Here is a 17,320-nt window from a genome sequence, read left to right as displayed (position 1 = left end):
CCACCCGGCCGGTCGGTCCCACCGGCGACCGGACCGCCGGACCGCCACGGACCACCGGGCGACCGGACCGCCGCCGACCACCGAACCGCCACAGACCAGCAGACGACCAGACGACCAGACGACCAACGGAAGGAGGTGCGGGATGTCCTCGGTCCCCGCGAGCGTGACCCGGGCCCAGGTGACCATCATGGAGCCCCCGTCGACCGTCGGCGCCCAGCCGGGCGGCGTGCTCGTGCGGCTCCGGCTGCAGTTCAACCCGGCGAGCCTCGTGCTGAGCAAGTCCACCGAGTGGCGCCGCACGCCGTCCCGGACGGCCGGCCAGTCCGCGCTGCCCGAGTTCGTCGGCAGCGGGCCGCGCTCGCTCTCCCTGGAGGTGTTCCTCGACGCCACCGCGACGCACGACAACTCCGTGGAACGGGCGGTGGAGCAGCTGATGACGGCCTGCGTGCCGACCCCGAGCAGCCTGGCGCGCAAGACGCCGTCGAGCCCGTGGATCCGGCTGGACTGGGGGACGTCGAGGACGACCTCGTTCAACGGGGTGCTGAGCGCCCTGTCCGTCACCTACTCGCTGTTCGACGTGGACGGCAAGCCGCTGCGGGCGACCTGCTCGCTCACCATCGACGAGGCCAGCGTCGACCCGGCGGGCCAGAACCCGACGTCGGGCTCGATGGAGGCCCGCAGCACCCACCGGGTGATCGCGGGGGACAGCCTGCCGCTGCTCGCCTGGCGCGAGTACGGCGACGCGACGGCGTGGCGGACCATCGCCGAGGCCAACGACCTGGACGACCCGATGGTGCTCGTCCCCGGCACGGAGCTGATCGTTCCGGCCGTCGACGACCGGGCGCGGGGTGGTCGGCCGTGACCACCCCCGAGGCGCGCGGCGGCCGTTCCTTCGCCGCCGACCCGATCGTCGAGGCACCGGGCCCGCTCCCGGCGGCGTGGGCGGCGCAGCTGGTCTCCTGCGACATCGAGGAGAGCGTCGGCCTGCCCGACACGGCCGTCCTGGTGTTCCGCGACGCGTACCACGGCTTCCTCGCCGAGACCGGCATCACCATCGGCACCAAGCTGAAGGTCTCGGTGGTGACCGTCCAGGACCACGCGCAGGAGCGGCTGTTCACCGGGGAGGTGACGGCACTGGAGCTGGACGTGGACGCCACGGGCTCGTTCACCGTGGTGCGGGCCTCCGCGGTCACCCACCGGCTGATGCGAGGCCGCCGGGTGAAGGCCTTCCGCACCATGACGACGGCGGACATCGTCCGCCAGGTGGCGGCGGGCGCGGGGCTGGGCTGCGGCCGGGTCGACGCGTTCCCCGTCGTCCACCAGCAGCTCTCGCAGGCGAACGTCTCCGACTGGGAGTTCCTGCAGTACCTGGCGCAGGAGAGCGGCGCGCAGGTGCGGGTGGACGACGCCGGGCTGCTGGAGTTCGTGAAGCCCGAGCCGGCCTCCAAGGCGCCCGCGCCCTCGACGCCCGCCCCGCAGAACCCGCTGGTGCTGGAGTACGGCCGCAACCTGCTGGAGCTGCGCGGCGTGCTGACGGGCGGCGGCGGGGCGGACGCGGTCGAGGTGCGCGGCTGGAACGTGACCACCAAGAAGGCCCTGGTCGCCACCGAGCCGTCGGTGAACGGCGAGACGGTGCGCCCCGGGCTGAGCCCGTCCACGGTGGGCGCGGCCTTCCCGGGCAAGAGCCGGATGACCGTCGCCGACACGCCGTACCGCACCCAGGCGGAGACCGCGGCCGCGGCCGGGTCGATCGCGGCCTCGGTGGCCGCCGGGTTCGGCGAGCTGGAGGCGGTGGCGGAGGGCAACCCGAGGCTGCGGGCGGGCACGCCCGTCGCCCTGGGCAACGTCGGCGCGGCCTTCTCCGGCCGCTACACCGCGACGGCCGTGCGCCACCTGCTGGAGCCGTACCGCGGGTACCGGACCACCGTCGTGGTGAGCGCGGCGCCGGACCGCTCGCTGGCCGGGCTGGCCGCCGGGGGCGCCGCGCCGCCGCGCGGGCCGCGGATTCCGGGCCTGGCGATCGCCGTGGTCACCGACGTCCGGGAGCCGGGCGGTGCGCAACGCGGCTGGGTCCGGCTGAAGTTCCCGTGGCTGGACGACACCTACGTCTCGGACTGGGTGCGCACCGTCCAGTGGGGCGGCCAGGGCGGCGGCGGCGTGTTCAGCCCGGAGGTCAACGACGAGGTGCTGGTCGGCTTCGAGCAGGGCTCCCTGGACAGCCCGTACGTGTTGGGGGGCCTGTACAACGGCGTCGACAAGCCGTCGCGGCACGACGTCCCGCTGGTCGACCCGGCCTCGGGGAAGGTCAACCGCCGTTCGCTGGTGTCCCGTTCGGGCCACCGGATGGAACTGCTGGACGTCCCCGGCGGGCCGTCCGGCGTCCGGCTGGCCAGCGGGGACCGCAAGCTGGAGGTCAAGCTGGACGAGCAGCGCGGCGAGATCGTGCTGACGGTCTTCGGCGCGGCCGGCGCGGCGGCGAGCTCCGTCCGGCTGTCCTCCTCCGGCGTCACCATCGACGCCGGCACCGGGGCCGTGAACCTGCGGGGGGCGTCGGTGAACGTCACCGGCCGGACCGAGGTCACCGTGGACGGCGGCGCGCTCGCGGTGCTCAAGGCGGCGCTGGTGCGCATCAACTGAACCGACAAGTGATTGACGTGACGTCAGACATGCTTCCCACTGGGAGGGTTGACGTCCACCCGGCCCGCACCGACCGAACCCGCGTCGATGCGGGTCGCACACCCGGGGCGGGCCGGCCCCGAAGACCGCCCCGGCCCCGCACACCATCCGATGGGAGACCGCACATGCCACCCGCAGCCCGGACGGGCGACACCACCGACCACGGCGGTGCCCTCACCACCCCGCCCCCAGGCGCCCTCGCGGTGGAGACCGTGCTGATCGGCGGCCGACCGGCCGCCGTCGCCGGCAGCCTGCACGCCTGCGTCCCGCACGTCGAACTCGGGCCCGCCAACGTCGTGCTGCCCGACCTCGGGGCGGTGGCCAGGGGCGAGGTGCTGATCGGCGGGCTCCCGGCGGCCCGGATGGGGGACAAGACGGCCTGTGGCGCGCGGATCCTGACCGGCGCGTTCACCGTACTGATCGGGGGCGTCGCATGACCGCCAACTTCATCGGCCGGGGCTGGGCCTTCCCGCTCCGGGTCAACGCCACGGGCGGGATCGGCATGGTGGACCGGGACCGGGAGATCGAGGAGGCCATCCGGCTCATCCTCGGCACCGCCCCCGGGGAGCGGCCGATGCGCCCGGAGTTCGGCTGCGGCATCCACGAGTACGTGTTCGCGCCGAGCGACGGCAGCACCGCCGGGCGGATCGCCCGCGAGGTGCGCATCGCCCTGGAGCGCTGGGAACCCAGGATCGAGGTCGACGACGTCGTGATCGCCTTCGACACCGTGGACGACGGCACGCTCTACATCGACGTCCACTACACCGTGCGGTCCACCAACGACCGCCGCAACCTGGTCTTCCCCTTCTACACGATCCCGGCCTCCCCGGACGCCCCGGAGACCTCCGGCGCCCTGAGCGGGGGAGCGCTCTGATGCCACTGCCCTCCCCGAACCTGGACGACCGCCGCTTCCAGCAGCTCGTCGACGAGGCCAAGCGGTTCGTGCAGCAGCGCGCCCCGGAGTGGACCGACCACAACGTGTCCGACCCCGGGGTCACGCTGATCGAGACCTTCGCGTACATGGTCGACCAGCTGCTCTACCGGCTGAACCGGGTGCCCGAGAAGAACTACTCCGCCTTCCTCGACCTGCTGGGGGTGCGGCTCTTCCCGCCGTCCGCGGCGACCGCCGAGGTCGACTTCTGGCTGTCGGCCCCGCAGCCCGAGACCGTCCTGCTGCGTGCCGGCACCGAGGTCTCCACGCAGCGCACCGAGACCGAGGAGGCGGTGGTCTTCTCCACCGTCGAGGACCTGCCGGTGGTGCCGAGCTCCCTCGACCGGCTGGTCACCGTCTCCGCCGCCGGGGAGCAGAGCGACGGCACCACCCGGCTCGCCGACGGCGTGGACGTGCCCTGCTTCCAGCCGCGCCCCGAGGTCGGGGACGCCATGCTGTTCGCCCTGCCGACGGTCGTGCCCCGCTGCATCCTCGTGGTCCGGCTCGACAGCCGGGTCGAGGGCGTCGGCGTCGACCCCCGGCAGCCGCCGCTGGCCTGGGAGGTGTGGGACGGCGCGCGGTGGACCGCCTGCGAGACCGGCACCGACACCACCGGCGGCCTCAACCGCCCCGGTGAGGTCGTGGTGTTCGTGCCCGCCGGGCACACCGCCTCGGTGGTCGCCGGGCGCCGGGCGGGCTGGCTGCGCTGCCGGGTGACGGCGCCCGAGCCGGGCCAGCCGTTCTACGCGGAGTCCCCGACGATCCGCCGGGCCGAGGTGTTCACCGTCGGCGGCACCGCGACCGTCGTCCACGCGCAGAGCGTCGTCGACGCGCCGCTCGGCGCCTCGGAGGGCGTCGCCGGCCAGCGGTTCCGGCTCGCCCGGCCGCCCGTCCTGCTCGACGACGGGGCCCCGGTGGTCGAGGTGTCGGCCGGCGAGGGCTGGGAGCGCTGGAGGGCCGTCGAGCACTTCGGCGACTCCGCGCCGACCGACCGGCACGTGGTCATCGACGCCACCACGGGCGAGTTCGCCTTCCCGCCCGCCGTCCGGGAACCCGACGGCACCCTGCGCTCCTTCGGCGCGGTGCCGCCCAAGGGCGCCCAGCTGCGGGTGCCGCACTACCGCACCGGCGGGGGGACGGCCGGCAACGTCGCCCGGAGCACCATCACCGTGCTGCGCAGCTCCGTTCCGTACGTGGCCAGTGTGGACAACCGCGAGGCGGCCCGGGGCGGGGTCGACGGCGAGACGGTGGAGAACGCCAAGCAGCGGGCCCCGCACGTGCTGCGGCTGCAGGAACGGGCCGTCACCGCGGGGGACTACGAGCTGATCGCCCGCCAGGCCGCGCCCTCCGCGGCCCGGATCCGCTGCGTGCCGGCCGTCGCCGGGGAGGCGGGCGCCGTACGGGTGCTCGTGGTCCCCGACGCGGTCGCCGACGAGGGCGACCGGCTGCGCTTCGAGCAGCTGATCCCCGGGGAGCCGATGCTGGCCGCGATCGCCACCGCCCTCGACGAGCGGCGGCTGGTCGGCACCCGGCTGCTCGTCCAGCCGCCCTCCTACCAGGGGGTGACGGTGGTGGCCCGGCTGGCGACCGACGCCCCGGACGCGGACCGGGTCCGCGAGGCGGCGCTCACCGCGCTGTTCCGGTACCTCAACCCGCTGCGCGGCGGGGCGGACGGGTCGGGCTGGCCGTTCGGCCGGTCCGTGCAGTACGGGGAGATGTTCGCGGTGCTGCAGCAGGTGCCCGGCGTCGCCGCGGTCGACGAGCTGCGCCTCTTCCCGGCGGACCCGATCACCGGGCGCCGGGGCGCGCCCGCCGAGCGGGTCGACGTCGCCCCCGACGCCCTCGTCTTCTCGCACCAGCACCAGGTCGTGGTGGGCCCGCTGGCCGGGGACGGTCCGCGGTGAGCCGGGCCGCCCTGCCGGGGCTGCGCAGCCCCCACCCGATCGGCGGGCTGCTGCCCTCGATGTACGCCGAGGACGACCTCGCCCAGCGGTTCACCGCGGGGCTGGACACCGTCCTCGCCCCGGTGTTCGCCACCCTGGAGAACCTGCCCGCCTACTTCCAGGCGCGGCTGGCCCCGGCCGACTTCCTCGACTGGCTGGCCGGCTGGGTCGCGGTGGACACCGACCCGGCCTGGCCGGAGGAGGTCCGGCGCGCCGTCGTCGGCCGCGCGCTCGAACTGCACCGGTGGCGCGGCACCCGGCGCGGGCTCCAGGAACGGCTGCGGCTGGTCCTCGGTGCCGGTGCGCAGGTCGTGGACGGCGGCGGAGCGGCCTGGTCCACCGACGCGGACGCGGCCCTGCCGCCGGCGCCGTCCGGGGAACTGCTGGTGCGCGTCTGGCCGGAGCGCACCCCGCAGCTGGACGAGGAACAGGTGCTGGCCGTCGTCCGGGCGTCCTGCCCGGTCCATCTCACCTGCCGGGTGCAGGTGTTGCCCGGTCCACCCGGGACGGAGGAGAGCTGAGCGATGCGTACGTGTCCCGAGTGCGGAGTGGCCAACGAGGACGGGGACGACTTCTGCGGCAACTGCGGGGCCTACCTGGGGTGGTCCGCGGGGAGGCCGTCGTCGGCCCCGCCGTCGGCCCCGGCCCCGGCCGGTGGTGGGCCCGCGGGTGGCGGTGAGGCAGCGGCGCCGTCGTCGTCGCCGTCGCGGGCGGTGGGGGCCGCCGCGGAGCCTCCGGCCCGCGAGGCGGGCGTCCGCGCGTCCGCGGCCGGGGCGCCGGCCGCCGGTGCGCCCGCCGCGCAGCCGGTCCGGGCCGCCGCCCCCGAACCGCCGGCTCCGGCGACGTCTGACGACACGCCGGCCACCGACACACCGGCCACCGGTCCGGCGAGCGCCCGTGCCACCGGGCGCACCCGCGGCCTCCGGCGCACCCTCGACACGGTGCGCAGCGTCCGCACGGGGCGCACGTCCGGCACCGGGGCCACCGGTGGCCTGGACGCGGCCGTCACCGCGGCCGCCGAGGCGGCGGCCGGGGCGGCGCTGGACGCCGCCGGGACGGGCACGGCCGGGACGGGCACGTCGGCGACGACGGGGCGGACCTCCCGGAGCGGATTCCCCGCGGCCGGGAGCGCCACGGCCGGGAGCACCGATTTGGGGACGCCCGCTTCGGGGACCCCCGCTTCGGGGAGCGCCGAGGCCGTGACTCCCGGCGCCGGTAGCGTCGGTGCCCCCGCCGCCCCGAGCACCGCGGGCCCCGAGACGCCCGGGACGGGCGCCGCCGGGAGCGGCACCGCCGAGACGGGGCGGACCTCCCGGACCGGCCGCACCTTCCGGACGGGCCGCACCTCCCGGACGGAGCGCGCCGCGGACGCCGGGAGCACCGGGGCCGCCGGCCCCCCTGACAGCGCCGGCACGGGGGCGCCCGGGACGGGCACCGCGGAGGCGGACACCGCCGGAACCGGGCGCACCTCCCGGACCGGCCGCACCCTCGGGGCCGCGCGCGCCGCCGACCCGGCGCCGGTCCAGCCGGGCCCGGTGCAACCGCGCCCCGAGGCCGTCCGGCAGCCCGAGGCGGACCCGGTGGCCGTGCAGCCCGCCAAACCGGTCGCGCCGCGTCCGGTGGTCCGGCCGTCCACGGCCGAGGAGGCCCAGGTCGGCCCGCCCTGCCCGCGGTGCCAGACGCCCAACCGGCCCGACCGCCGGTTCTGCCGGCGCTGCGCCGCGCCGCTGACCGTCGCCGAGGCCGCTCCCGCGCTGCCCTGGTGGCGGACCCGTTGGCCGTTCCGCCGTCGGGTGCGGATCGGCGGCTCCGGCACCGCCCTGCGCCGGATGATCGCGGTGCTGGTGGTGGCGGCGCTGGTGGTCGCCGGGGTCCTGCTCTACCCGGCGGGCCGCAACGCGTACGAGGACGTGCTGGACAAGCTGCGCGACGCCAAGGCGATCACCCCGACCGGGGTCGAGGCGAGCGCCGCCGCCGGCGGGCACCCCGCCGCCCAGGCCGTGGACGGCCTCAGCAACAGCTACTGGGCCGCGCCGCGCACGGGGGACTCGATCAGCTTCACCTTCGCCAAGCCGTTCCGGCTGGTCGACGTCATCGTGCACGGCGGGTCCTCCACCGAGCCGCAGGAGTTCCAGAAGACGGCGCGGCCGATCGGCCTGGACCTCCGGGCGACCAGCTCGGACGGGAAGGTGCACGAGCAGAAGGTGACCCTGAACGACAAGCCGGGCCCGCAGACGGTGCTGACCGGGGTGAGCGACGTGGTGAAGGTGACGCTGGTCGTCCGTGAAGCGGCCGGCCCGGAGGGCGGCCCGATCGCCCTCGCGGAGGTGGAGTTCTTCAAGCGTTGAAGAGCGGGCTGCGGCCGTGTTCCCGGACGCCGGCGTGGGAGGCTACCCGGGTACCGCCGCAGCCCGCGACCAGGAGCACCGCCATGCACCGACCGCCCGCCCTCCGACTCGACGCCACCGCCTCCGGGCACCCGGCGGGGATCCTCGACGCGGCCGAGCGGGCCGAACAGCGCGGCATGGACCGGCTGGTGGTCGCCGAGACCGCCTACGACCCGTTCCTGCAGCTGGCCCGGGCGGCCGACCGCACCCGGTCGATCGAGCTGGCCACGGGCATCGCGGTGGCCTTCGCCCGCACCCCGATGACGCTCGCCTACCAGGCGTGGGGCCTGCACGCGGCCTCCGGCGGACGGGCCGTCATCGGGCTGGGTTCGCAGGTCAGGCCGCACATCGAGAAGCGTTTCGGGATGCCCTGGGACCGTCCGGCGGGCCGGATGCGCGAGTACGTCCACGCCGTCCGGGCGATCTGGCACAGCTGGCAGACCGGTGAACGGCTGCGCTTCCGGGGCGAGTTCTACACCCACACGATGATGTCGCCGGTCTTCTCGCCCGACCCGGTCCCGGCGGGGGTGCCGCGGATCCTGCTGGCCGGGGTCGGCCCGCTGATGACCCGCACCGCCGGGGCGGTGGCCGACGGGTTCCTGAGCCACCCGTTCTCCTCTCCCGCCTACCTGTCGGAGCAGGTGCTGCCCGGGCTGACGGAGGCCCGGGCGCGGGCGGAGGCGGACGGCGAGCCGTGGACGGACCGGCCGTTCGAGATCACCGGCAACGTGCTGACCGCCACCGGCCGCACGGAGGAGGAGCTGGCCGCCAACCGGGCCGGGGTGCGGGAGCGGCTGGCCTTCTACGCCTCGACCCCGGCCTACCGCCCGGTGCTCGCCCGGTACGGGTGGGAGGGGCTCCAGGAGGAGCTGCACACCCACTCGGTGCGCGGCCGCTGGGCGGAGATGGCGGCGCTGATCGACGACGAGGTGTTCGACACCTTCGCGGTGTCGGGCCCGGTGGAGGAGGTCGCCCGCGAGCTGACCCGCCGCTACGGCGGGCTGGTGACCCGGCTCTCCGTCAGCCTGCCGCCGGACGCGGACCCGGAGCTGGGCCTGGACGTCCTGGCCGCGGTCCGTGCGCTCGACGGGCCGCAGCCGGCCTGACCCTCCACCGGGGCGCTCCGCCCGGCCGCGCCGAACGCGGCGCCGACCGGGCGCGCTCCGTACCCGATCGGTCGGGCGGCGGCCAAGTCCGGGCAGATTCGGGCAACGCATCCCCGTCCGCACCTGTGGGCGGCAGGATCACGCCGAGGAACGTGACGCGCCGCCCGGCGGTCCGTCACGGTGCCTGTCATGTCTTGGCCATCCGTCGACGCCCGTGGGGGTGCCCGCTTGACCGTGCCGGACGACCACCCAGCCCCGGACCGCCCCACCGAGCCCGGGGCCTCCGACCACCTCGCCGACTTCGACGAGTTCCTGCGCGTCTGCGCCGAACTGACCGGCTTCGACGAACCCGAGCTGCGCGCCACCGGCGTCGCCCACGAGCACCACCGCACCGTCCTGGCCCACCGGGTCCGCGACGACCACGCGCTGGTCCACCTCTGGTACGTCGGCGCCTGGCCGGGCGAACAGCCCTCCTCCGTCCACGCCCACGACCAGGGCCTGGTCTGGCGGACCTTCCACGCCGCCCCGCCCGGCTCCGCCGCCCCCGGCCACGGCAGCTGGGCCGAACCGCCCCGCGGGAGCGGTGCCCGGTGACCGCCCGCTGGGACGCCGTCGTGGTCGGCGCGGGCTTCGCCGGCACCCTGGTCGCCCACCGCCTCGGGGCCCACGGCCGGCGCGTCCTCGTCCTGGAGGCCGGACCGGTCGCCCCCACCCCCGCCGAGACCGCCGCCGCCCACCGCGCGGCCGGCGGCGGCCCGCCCACCTCGCCGTACCCGCACAGCCCCGACGCCCCCTCGCCCGACGTCACCGACCTCGCCGGGCTCCCCGGCGGCGGCTTCACCGCCACCGGACACCTCCGCCAGTACGGACCGCAGCCCTACGCCAGCGGCTACCTGCGCGCCAACGGCGGCACCGGGCTGCTCTGGACCGGGCTCACCCCGCGCATGCACCCCGAGGACTTCCGCACCGGCGACCTCGGGCGCGGCCGCAACTGGCCGATCGGCTACCACGACCTGGAGCCGTACTACCGCGCCGCCGAACACGAACTCGGCGTGGCCGCCGACGCGGCGCAGCAGCGCAGCGCCGTCGGACTGCCCATCCCGGAGGACTACGCCTTCCCCATGCGGGCGATCCCGGCCAGCCACCTGGACCGGCTGCTCGCCCGGGCCCTCGACGGCCGGACGGTGCGCGACCCGGCCGGGCCGGGCCCCTCCCGGCTCGCCGTCACGCTCACCCCGCACGCCCGCAACGGCCTGCCCACCCGCCCCGGCGACGCCGTCGGGCCGCCCTGCGCGGGCAGCGCCAGCTGCGTGCCGGTCTGCCCGAGCGGGGCCAAGTACACGCCCCTGCGGACCCAGGCCCGCTGGGCGGCCGGCGTCGAGCTGCGCACCGACGCCGTGGTGAGCCGGGTGCTGGTCGACCCGGCCACCGGGCGCGCCACCGGCGTGACCTACCTGGCCGGCGGCACCGTCCACCGGGTGGACGCGGACCTGGTCGTCCTCGCCGCGCACGCCGTCGAGAACGCCCGGCTGCTGCTCCTGTCCGGCCTGACCGGCCGCAGCGACCAGGTGGGCCGCAACCTGATGGACCACCCGGCGCTGCTCACCTGGGGGCTGATGCCCCGCCCGGTCGGCCCCTACCGTGGGCCCGGCTCGACCAGCGGACTGGAGGCCTTCCGGTTCGGACCGGTCCGGGCCCGCCGGGCGCCGTTCCGGATCGAGATCGGCAACTGGGGCTGGTCCTGGGCCGGCGGCACGCCGCAGGCGGAGACCGCAGCGCTGCTGGCCGCCGGACTGCGGGGCGAGGAACTGCGCGAACGCCTCGGCGACCGGCTCGGCCGTCAGTTCTCCCTCCAGTTCGAGCTGGAGCAGCCCGCCGACCCGGCCAACCGGGTCACCCTCGACCCGGACCGCCGGGACCGGCTCGGGCTGCCGGCCCCCGCCGTCCGCTACGACCTCGACGAGTACGTCCGGGAGGGCCTGGCCTCGGCCCGCGCGGTGTCGGACCAGCTGTTCGCGCTGCTCGGCGCCGAGGACCACACCGCCTACCCGGCGGGGCCCGGCTGGCCGGGGCGGGTGGAGCACCGGGGCGTCGCCTACGGCTACCGCGGCGCGGGCCACGCGGGCGGCACCCACCTCATGGGCGACTCGCCGGCCACCTCGGTCGTCGACCAGTGGCAGCGCTGCTGGGACCACCCGAACCTGTACGCCGTCGGGTGCGGCTCGATGCCCTCGCTCGGCACCTCCAACCCCTCCCTCACCATGGCCGCACTCGCCCTGCGCAGCGCCGAGCGGATGGACCGGGACCTGCAGGAGCTGCGCCGCCCGCTGCCCGTGACCACCGCGGCCCGTCCGGCCGGGCCGGACCCGTCGCCGTCGGGCCCGTCCGTGCCCGGCCCGGCCGACCGCCACCTGCCGGGGCCACGCCCGTCCGACCCCCACCCGTCCGACCTCCACCCGTCCGATCTCACGGAGACGCCATGACCGGCCTGCCGCTCCCGCCCGTTCCCGAGCCGTACCACCTGCCGTTCCACTACGGCGCGCTGCACAACATCGGCGTCGACTACCTGGTCGCACCCGAGCGGGCGCGCGAGCTGCTCCGCAAGCGCCACCCCGGGCTGACCGTCGCCGTCTTCGACGGCCGGGCCTGCGTGTCGCTCAACTACCAGCTGTACTTCGCCCAGTACCCGAACGGCGGCGGCGTCACCGAGGAGCTGGAGATCAACCTGGTCGCCCACCCGGCGTTCGCCGAGGACCGGCTGCCCGAGCTCGACTACGGCGGCTACGCCCGTGGCCACGACCAGACCAAGCTGCTCGGCATCGCCCGGCTCCACGTCCTCTGCGACAACCCGCTCGCCATCGACGCCGGGCGCCGCCTCTACGCCGAGCCCAAGCACCCCGGCTGGTTCGAGACCACCCTGCCCTCGCTCAACGCGGCGGCCGTGCAGGAGCGTTGGTCCGTCTCCTGCCGCCGCGCCGAGCTCGGACCGGACGGGCTGCGCCGCCACGACGAGCAACTCCTCGCCCTGGACGTGGACCTGGGCGGGCTCACCCCCGAGTCCGTCAACAACACCCCGATCACCGGCTACGGCACCGACGAGGAGGGCCGGCTGCTCGCCGGGCCGCTCAACGTCCACCAGCCCTACCGCTACCACGCGTTGGACGGCCGCGCGGCCGACCGCGTCCGCCTCGACGTGGGCAACCCCGCCGAGGAGGCCGCCCGCGACCTCGCCCACCTGATCGCCGACGCGCCCGCCGCAGGCGTCTGGACGTACCAGTCCGCGCCCGTCGCCGCCCACAACCGCGCCTACTACGTCCGGTAGCCCGCGGAGCCCTGTCGCGGCACCGTCGGTGGCGCACCCCCGGGTGGTGCGCCACCGGGGCTCACCCCGGTGGCGGAGGCCCGCCCGGACCGGTGAGGGCGGCCGGCACCCGCCGGCCTGGCGCCGCCGGCCCGGTGGCCGGGGCGGCCGGCGCCCGGGCCCAGCGGCCGGCGAGCACCGTGCCGGTGACCAGCTGGAGCTGGTGGTAGGCCATCAGGGGCAGCGCCAGTACCCCGGCCTCGGGGCCGAACAGGACGGTGGCCATCGGCAGGCCGTTCGCCAGGCTCTTCTGCGAGCCGCAGAGCACCGCGGCGATGGTGGCCGCCCGGTCCAGCCGGAGCAGCCGGGCGCCCAGGGCGGTGGCGGCCAGCGCGGCGGCGAGCAGGGCGAGCAGCACCGCGAGCAGGCCCAGCAGGGCGCCCGGCCCGGCCAGGCCCCAGCTGCCCCGGGCCGTGGCCGCGCTGAACGCCGTGTAGACGACGAGCAGGATCGAGCCGCGGTCCACCGGGGTCAGCACCCGTCTGTGCCGGGCCAGGAACGCGCCCAGGCAGGGCCGCAGCACCTGCCCGAGCAGGAACGGGGCGAGCAGCTGGAGCCCGATCCGGACCAGCCCGTCGGCGGAGAGCGCGCCGTGGGCGTCCAGCAGCCAGGCCGCCAGCAGCGGGGTCACCAGCAGCCCGGCCAGACTGGAGTAGGTGCCCGCGCAGATCGCCGCCGGGACGTCCCCGCCCGCCGCGCCGGTGAGCGCGACCGAGGACTGCACCGTCGACGGGACCAGGCAGAGGAACAGCACGCCGGTCTGAAACTGCCCGGTCAGCGGGACGGGTGTGAGCAGAGCGGTGGCCAGCCCGAGCAGCGGGAAGAGGACGAAGGTGGCGGTGAGCACCAGGCCGTGCAGGCGCAGCCGGCGCAGGCCGGCCAGTGTCTCCCGGGTGGACAGGCGGGCGCCGTAGAGGAAGAACAGCAGGGCCACCGCGAGGTCGCAGGCCGTCTCCGCCGCCCGGGCCCGGCCGCCCGTCGCCGGGAAGAGGGCGGCCAGGCCGACCACCCCGGCCAGCGCCGCCGTGTACGGGTCGAGCCGGCGGGGCAGGAGCCGGTGCCACCGGCCGCGATCGGCGGTGCGGTCCGTCACCGGCCGCCTCCGGGCACGCCGCCGTTCGGGACGACCCCCAGCAGCCCGCCCACCAGGGAGCCGGGGCCGTCCTGGTCGCTGCCCGCGGAGCCGCTGCCCTGCTGGACGTCGGCCGTGCGGTCGATCTCCACCCAGGAGTCGGCGTGGCTGTTGTCGACGAGGGTGATCAGCGCGCTGCCGGCCACCGGCGCGGGGGCGGCCCGCTCGGCGGGTGCCGACCCGCTCACCGCCCACCCCAGGGCGGCGAGCACCGGCAGTGCTGCGGCCCAGGGCGGGGCGGGGCCGCGCTGCCCGGCCGTCACGCCGTCACCCCCGCGAGCGGACGGGAGGCCGCGATGTTCCGCTCCAGCAGTTCGGTGGACTCGCGCACGCCGATCTGCCGGCTCTGGCCGGCGGCCGCCGGCAGCCGCCCGTCGGCGACCTTCAGCCCGGCCAGCGCCTCGTCCATCGCCTGGTGGGCGGCGAACAGGCAGGGGGTGCTGTAGATGGCGACGTCCACCCCCAGCTCGGTGAGTTCGGAGAGCGACAGCCGGGGGGACTTGCCGCCCGCGATCTGGTTGAAGAGCAGCGGCTTGCCCCCGACGACGCGCCGGATCCGCCGGATCCACTCCTCGCTGCGCACCCCGTCGACCAGGACGACGTCGGCGTCGGTGGCGGCCAGGGCCCGGGCGCGGCGCAGGATGTCCTCCTCCTCGGTGGCGTCGGTGCGGGCGACCACCACGAGGTCCGTCCGGTTGGCGAGGACGAGCTCCAGCTTCTCCAGGTACTCCTCCAGCGGGAGGACCTGCTTGCCGTCGGCGTGGCCGCAGCGCCGCGGCCGCTTCTGGTCCTCCAGGATGACGCCCGAGGCGCCGATGCGTTCGAGCCGGCGCACCACGTGGCAGGCCACCTCGGGATCGACGTAGCCGTCGTCGATGTCGACCAGGAGGTGGTGCCGGGGGAAGGCGCCGCGCAGCCGTTCGACGAAGGCGACCATGTCCGGCCAGGCGATGAAGCCGATGTCGGGCAGGCCGTAGTAGGACGCGGCGAAGCCGAATCCGGAGACGAACATGCCGTCGTAGTGCTCGGCCGCGATGGAGGCCGAGTACATGTCGTAGACGCCGATGAGGGGCGTGGCCCCGGGGCCGGCGATCTCCTCGCGGAGCCGCTGCCCGTGGCCCGACGCCGTGGTTCCGTGGAACATGGCCTTCTCCTCGCGATCGGTGACTTTGCCTGAACTTGGCCTTCTCTAGACCAAACTGAGGTGCCATCACTATGCGCCCTTTAATGTTCTGTGGGCAAATCTTTAAAGGAGATTCCCTCGTTGGAGTGATGGAATTCGTGAAGATATGACTGGGCATGGGAAAGGGGCGGCGGCGTGGGGGATCCACGCCACCGCCCCCGGGGGAGCCGGGCCCCGGCCGGTCCGGTCAGCCGCGCGCGACCGGTGCCCGGAAGCGCCGCACCGCCGTCCGTGCCGCGGCGGCGGCCAGGTAGGCCAGCAGGGCGGGCCCGAGCAGGTACACCGCCGTCAGGAGCGGGTTGCGGGTGTCGTAGGGGGAGCTGAGCACCGGGACGGCGAGCAGCGGAACGGCGGCGCACAGCCGCTCGGAGGTCGACAGCGGCTCCACGGCGAGCACGACGGCCGCCAGCATCGGGGCGACGAGCCAGAAGGGATCGGTCGGGGTCGTGTAGCCGTCGCCGAAGGTCAGTCCGTACGCCCAGGAGGCCGCGCCGGGGAGCGCGGTGCCGAGGGCGAGCACCACGAGCGGGGCCCGCCGCCCGGGTGCGCGGTCCGGCGGGCAGATCCGCACCAGCAGCATGGCGAGCGAGGTGGCGAGCAGGGTGCTCCGCCCGGGCAGCGAGCCCGGCTGCAGGCCGGTGAGGTCGTGCAGCGAGGTGGCGGAGGCGGCGGCGCCGAGGGCGGCGGCGCTCGCGAGGGCCGCCAGGGCGAAGGCCCGTGCCCCCGCCCAGCGGCCGAGCAGTGCGGCCCCGGCGGTCAGGGCGACCGGTGCCAGCAGGGCCAGGGTGACCAGCACGAGCGGCAGGGTCGGCGGGGCGAAGGGCTCCTCGCCCGGCCACAGGGCGCTCCGGCGGGCGGTCGCCAGTGTGGCGAGCAGGGCCTGCACCCCCGCCAGGGTGGCCGCCCAGGGCGCGACCAGGCCGAGCGCGCGGCCGAGCGGGCGGTCCGAGCTGAGGCCGGCACCGACCCGCAGCCCGTGGGCCGCCACGTCGGCGACCTGGCGGAGCCGGCCCCAGGGCCCGGCCTCCTCGGCGGCGAGCGCGGCGGTCTCCGCGACCTCGCGGGCCCGCTCGCGGCCGTAGGAGTCCGGGTAGAGCGAGGCGGCCCAGTCCAGGGCCCGGGCGGTGCGGGTGGGCTGGCGATCGGTCATGCGAGGCCTCCGGCGGGGCGGAACTGGAGGCCCAGGCGGCGCTTGGCCTCCCGGGCGGTGGACTGGAGGCGCTCGGCCTCGGTGGCGAGGAGTTCGCGGCCGTCGGCGGTCAGCGCGAAGGTGCGGCGCAGCCGGCCCTCGACGACCTCCTCCTGCTCGATCCGGATCAGACCGTCGGCGAGCAGCCGGTCGAGGGCCCCGTAGAGGGTGCCCGCCCGGAGTCTGACGCGGCCGCCGGAGATCTCCGAGACCTCGGCGATCAGCGCGTAGCCGTGGCGCGGCGCGTCGGCGAGGGCGGTGAGCAGGAGCGTCGTCGGCTCCTGCAGAGCGCGATGATTCATGGCGGCATCATAGTACGGCTGACGGTATGTACCGCTAGCCGTACTATGAAGAAGATCTGACGCCACCTCGGCCGGGCCGGCGGGTGATGGTCGTTCAGCAGACGCTCCACGGCGGGGCGGAGTCCCCGGAGGGGTGGGTGCGCGGACAGCACGAGGCCCCGGGGCGCAGGTGCGCCACCGGGGCCGTCCGCCCGTCCGGGGGTGTCAGGAAGCGGGCACCGGCGGTGCGGCGCGGCGCTCGCGCAGCGTCCGGAGCACCCGGCGGGTCGCCCGGGTGGCGACCGGCGGCAGCAGGTCCAGTGCGAGCCGGCGCGGGGCGGACTGCTGGACGGGCGCCTTGACCTGGTAGTTGAGCCGCAGCACCCGCTGCCCGGCGATGGTGTCGTCGTCCACGGTGTAGCCCTCGGCCCGCCAGTCGCGCTCCAGCAGGACCTGCCGGACGGCCTCGGCGTCGCCCCAGGTGCCGTAGAACTTCATCGGGGTGAGCAGCACCGGGCGCAGGCCGCCGGTGAAGACCGCCTCCCAGACCGCCGCGGAGACGCCGGGGGTGTGCTCGGAGCGGTAGTCGTCGAGCGCGACGACGCCGTGCTCGGTCAGTGCCGCCCTGGCCACCGCGATGTCCCCGGCGACGTGTTCGTACAGGTGGGAGGCGTCGATGTGGACGAACCGGCAGCTGCCGGCCGGGATCCGGCCGTCGGCCAGCACCGAGGTGGGCGCCTGCACGATCTCCGGCAGCTCGGCGTGGAAGGCGAGGTAGTTGGCCTCGAAGGCACTGCGGGTGAGGGTCCTGCGGTAGGACATCGTCATCTCGGCGGCGTTGTCCGCGTCGCCCGCCTCGGAGTCGAACAGGTCGCAGACGGTCAGCCGCTCGCCGGGCCGCAGGTGGTCGCCGAGCAGCACGGCGCTGCGGCCGAGGTAGCTGCCGAGTTCGAGCAGGTCGCCGGTCGTGCCGGCCGCGGTCTGGGCGGCCAGCAGGTGCCCGAAGGCGGCCCGGTCGAGACGGAAGAACCAACCGGGGATGTCGTCCCGGGTCAGCGGCGCGGGGCGGGCGGCTGCGGTCTCGGCGGTGGGCACGGCGGCCTCCAGGGGGACGGGCGGGGCGCGGTGGCA

The 17,320-nt window shown here is 76.1% G+C and carries 17 protein-coding genes and 1 pseudogene; 12 read left to right on the top strand and 6 right to left on the bottom strand.

Translation table 11 applies throughout. The annotated features are described in order from the left end of the window. The first annotated feature begins 142 nt into the window (after window positions 1–142). The 12 genes and pseudogenes from AB0N04_RS33330 to AB0N04_RS33275 all read left to right on the top strand — a co-directional run bounded on the left by AB0N04_RS33330 (window position 143) and on the right by AB0N04_RS33275 (window position 12,365). Complete coding sequence (locus AB0N04_RS33330; protein ID WP_360216641.1) at window positions 143–862, top strand: LysM peptidoglycan-binding domain-containing protein; 720 nt, start codon at window positions 143–145, stop codon at window positions 860–862. Further along, window positions 859–2,637, top strand: coding sequence for a VgrG-related protein (locus tag AB0N04_RS33325; RefSeq protein WP_360216638.1), 1,779 nt, complete (start codon window positions 859–861; stop codon window positions 2,635–2,637). Before AB0N04_RS33330 ends, AB0N04_RS33325 begins: the two co-directional genes overlap by 4 nt. 164 nt (window positions 2,638–2,801) lie before the next feature. Beyond that, window positions 2,802–3,113 carry a PAAR domain-containing protein gene (locus AB0N04_RS33320; protein WP_360216635.1) on the top strand — a complete coding sequence of 104 codons (312 nt, stop codon included), beginning with the start codon at window positions 2,802–2,804 and terminating at the stop codon, window positions 3,111–3,113. Next, window positions 3,110–3,550: a GPW/gp25 family protein gene (locus AB0N04_RS33315; RefSeq protein WP_360216632.1), complete on the top strand. Its 441-nt coding sequence runs from the start codon at window positions 3,110–3,112 to the stop codon at window positions 3,548–3,550. The genes AB0N04_RS33320 and AB0N04_RS33315 overlap by 4 nt, the downstream gene beginning before the upstream one ends. Continuing rightward, the gene (locus tag AB0N04_RS33310; protein WP_360216629.1) at window positions 3,550–5,511 is read left to right on the top strand and encodes a putative baseplate assembly protein; all 1,962 of its coding nucleotides are present in this window, start codon (window positions 3,550–3,552) and stop codon (window positions 5,509–5,511) included. Before AB0N04_RS33315 ends, AB0N04_RS33310 begins: the two co-directional genes overlap by 1 nt. Next, entirely contained in the window at window positions 5,508–6,071 is a 564-nt protein-coding gene (locus tag AB0N04_RS33305; protein WP_360216626.1) for a phage tail protein I, read from the top strand. Before AB0N04_RS33310 ends, AB0N04_RS33305 begins: the two co-directional genes overlap by 4 nt. A 3-nt stretch (window positions 6,072–6,074) precedes the next feature. Next, window positions 6,075–6,140: pseudogene (locus AB0N04_RS33300) on the top strand (zinc-ribbon domain-containing protein); the annotation flags it as partial. Between the two features lie 609 nt (window positions 6,141–6,749). After that, window positions 6,750–7,898 (top strand): zinc ribbon domain-containing protein, encoded by a 1,149-nt coding sequence (locus AB0N04_RS33295; protein ID WP_363365634.1) that lies wholly within the window; start codon window positions 6,750–6,752, stop codon window positions 7,896–7,898. An 83-nt stretch (window positions 7,899–7,981) separates the two neighbouring features. Then, a complete protein-coding gene (locus AB0N04_RS33290; RefSeq protein ID WP_360216623.1) occupies window positions 7,982–9,043 on the top strand; it encodes a TIGR03617 family F420-dependent LLM class oxidoreductase in 1,062 nt (353 codons plus the stop codon). Window positions 9,044–9,277: 234 nt separating this feature from the next. Next, window positions 9,278–9,637 carry a hypothetical protein gene (locus AB0N04_RS33285; RefSeq protein WP_360216679.1) on the top strand — a complete coding sequence of 120 codons (360 nt, stop codon included), beginning with the start codon at window positions 9,278–9,280 and terminating at the stop codon, window positions 9,635–9,637. Beyond that, window positions 9,634–11,526, top strand: coding sequence for a GMC family oxidoreductase (locus AB0N04_RS33280; protein WP_360216620.1), 1,893 nt, complete (start codon window positions 9,634–9,636; stop codon window positions 11,524–11,526). The genes AB0N04_RS33285 and AB0N04_RS33280 overlap by 4 nt, the downstream gene beginning before the upstream one ends. Then, window positions 11,523–12,365, top strand: a complete 843-nt coding sequence (locus AB0N04_RS33275) for a hypothetical protein (RefSeq protein WP_360216617.1) — start codon at window positions 11,523–11,525, stop codon at window positions 12,363–12,365. The genes AB0N04_RS33280 and AB0N04_RS33275 overlap by 4 nt, the downstream gene beginning before the upstream one ends. A gap of 61 nt (window positions 12,366–12,426) precedes the next feature. Here AB0N04_RS33275 and AB0N04_RS33270 read toward each other — a convergent pair whose 3' ends face one another. The 6 genes from AB0N04_RS33270 to AB0N04_RS33245 form a co-directional block, all read right to left on the bottom strand. Continuing rightward, entirely contained in the window at window positions 12,427–13,497 is a 1,071-nt protein-coding gene (locus AB0N04_RS33270; RefSeq protein WP_360216614.1) for a bile acid:sodium symporter family protein, read from the bottom strand. Next, on the bottom strand, window positions 13,494–13,799 hold the full coding sequence (locus AB0N04_RS33265) for a hypothetical protein (RefSeq protein ID WP_360216611.1): 306 nt from the start codon (window positions 13,797–13,799) through the stop codon (window positions 13,494–13,496). Before AB0N04_RS33265 ends, AB0N04_RS33270 begins: the two co-directional genes overlap by 4 nt. Continuing rightward, window positions 13,796–14,680 carry an isocitrate lyase/PEP mutase family protein gene (locus tag AB0N04_RS33260; protein WP_360216608.1) on the bottom strand — a complete coding sequence of 295 codons (885 nt, stop codon included), beginning with the start codon at window positions 14,678–14,680 and terminating at the stop codon, window positions 13,796–13,798. The genes AB0N04_RS33265 and AB0N04_RS33260 overlap by 4 nt, the downstream gene beginning before the upstream one ends. A gap of 226 nt (window positions 14,681–14,906) precedes the next feature. Then, window positions 14,907–15,869 (bottom strand): hypothetical protein, encoded by a 963-nt coding sequence (locus AB0N04_RS33255; protein WP_360216605.1) that lies wholly within the window; start codon window positions 15,867–15,869, stop codon window positions 14,907–14,909. Then, a complete protein-coding gene (locus AB0N04_RS33250) occupies window positions 15,866–16,210 on the bottom strand; it encodes a PadR family transcriptional regulator (RefSeq protein ID WP_360216602.1) in 345 nt (114 codons plus the stop codon). Before AB0N04_RS33250 ends, AB0N04_RS33255 begins: the two co-directional genes overlap by 4 nt. A gap of 204 nt (window positions 16,211–16,414) precedes the next feature. Beyond that, on the bottom strand, window positions 16,415–17,284 hold the full coding sequence (locus AB0N04_RS33245) for a class I SAM-dependent methyltransferase (RefSeq protein WP_360216599.1): 870 nt from the start codon (window positions 17,282–17,284) through the stop codon (window positions 16,415–16,417). Between the last annotated feature and the right edge of the window lie 36 nt (window positions 17,285–17,320).

The sequence above is a fragment of the Kitasatospora sp. NPDC051702 genome (assembly GCF_040681575.1).
Taxonomy (GTDB): Bacteria; Actinomycetota; Actinomycetes; order Streptomycetales; family Streptomycetaceae; genus Kitasatospora.
The sequence above is the reverse complement of the archived record's forward strand: the minus strand, read 5'-3'. Positions and strand labels throughout refer to the sequence as shown.